Raw genomic sequence first — 1,729 nt, forward strand, 5'->3', positions numbered from 1 at the left:
TTGTAGTCCCTTTCTGAAAACCTTGCAGTCCTTCCTTTTTGTGTTTCAGCGCTCAGACAGCAGCGTTTTTAACCCCTAGATTTCGCGTTTTTCTCAGCGCGGATCACGGAATGTCTGACGCCCTTTGGGCTGCCCGTCAGGGCGATGCCCTTGCCCATAGCTCTGTGATGGCCGATGTGTTTGGTGGTGCACTGGAGGTGGTCGCCACTGTGGCCGTCGGTGCCTTGGCTACGACGGCGATCATTGCTGCTGCGGGTGTGACCGTCGCCACCGCCGGGCTTGGCGCCTGTGTGCTGGGTGCAGTCGTTGGGGCGGCCGTTACCATTGGCATGCAGGTCACGGGTACTGACAGCAAGCTGAGCGATTTCTGCCAGAGCCTGGGCAACGACCTTTTCCCGCCGACTGTCTGTGCGCATATCACCAGCGGCTCGCCCAACGTCTTCATCAATGGCTTGCCTGCAGCGCGTGCTGCTGGCGCTATTTCGGACGCGCCCTCTGAGTTCCCTGCTGACTCAGCCCCCGAAGACACCTTCCTCGACATGGCGAAGGGCTTCTTCTCGGAGCTGTGGCGACCTACCGTCGCGACACCGGATCCGGGCGCGTCGCCGCTGCCCAATGATCGGATCACCTGCAATAAACATCCCGGCATGCCAGGCCAGTATCTGGCCGAAGGTTCGAGCACGGTGTTCATCAACGGCCAGCCTGCCGTGCGCAGCGGTGATCGCAGTACCTGCGATGCCACGGTGGTTTCATCCGGGTTGATTTCACCGAACGTGCGCATCGGTGGCGGCAAGGCGGTTGTTCGGACCATTCGCAGTGGCAAGACGCCGGGCGTCGGGTTGGCCGTTTCGGCGTTGATGATGCTGCGCGGTGGCCCCGCAAAGTTCGTGAGCAATTTGCCGTGCATGCTGCTTGGCGGGGTGAGTGCTTCTGTCGTCGGGGCGGCAGCGGGAGCGCTGGGGCGAGCGGTGTCCGCGTCGCCGAATCCGGTGCATGCAGCCACCGGCGCCAAGGTGCTCGGTGGGGCTGAAGAGCTGGATTTTGTGCTGCCAGGCGTGTTGCCGATTGAGTGGCAGCGGTTTTACAGCAGTCGGGATGAGCGGCGAGATGGGCTGTTTGGTGCGGGTTGGAGTGTCCCGCTTGAAGTGTGTGTCGAGGTCGAGGTGCGCACAGAGGGTGGCGACCGGCTGATCTATGTCGACGAGCAGGCGCGGCGAATCGATATGGGCGCGATTGCGCTGGGTAGCGCGGTGTTCAGTCCGGGCGAGGGGTTGGCAGTCAAGCGGCATGTGGATGGACGGATGTTGGTCGAGAGCGAGGATGGGCTTTGTCGGCTGTTTGAGCCGAGTCTGGTTGATCCAACTCGATTACGTCTAAGCCAGCTCGGCGACCGCAACGACAACCGGATTCATCTGCTGTACGACGCCGAGGGGCGCCTTTCTCGACTGCACGACACCCTCGATGTGGTGCGCGTGAAGTTGGTGTATTCGGCGCGATGGCCGGCTCGGGTGGAACGCATCCACCGCATGTTCGATGACGAATCGTCCGCAGTGTTGGCGAGTTATGCCTATGACACCTGCGGCGATCTGAGCGAAGTGCGCGATGCGCTGGGCAAGGTTCAGCGACGCTTCACGTACGACGTTGGCCGGCGAATGGTCGAGCACCAGCTTCCCACGGGGCTGCGTTGTTTCTATGAATGGGCGCTGATCGACGAACGCGAATGGCGCGT

General features: G+C 61.9%; 1 protein-coding gene. It reads left to right on the forward strand.

Annotation, left to right across the window (positions count from 1 at the left end; all coding sequences use genetic code 11):
• Positions 1-110 precede the first annotated feature (110 nt).
• Positions 111-1,729, forward strand: a 1,619-nt coding sequence (locus ACREP4_RS16945) for a DUF6531 domain-containing protein (RefSeq protein ID WP_431597371.1), incomplete at its 3' end; no start/stop codon positions are given.

The sequence above is a fragment of the Stenotrophomonas sp. genome, from assembly GCF_050737575.1.
Taxonomy (GTDB): domain Bacteria; phylum Pseudomonadota; class Gammaproteobacteria; order Xanthomonadales; family Xanthomonadaceae; genus Stenotrophomonas.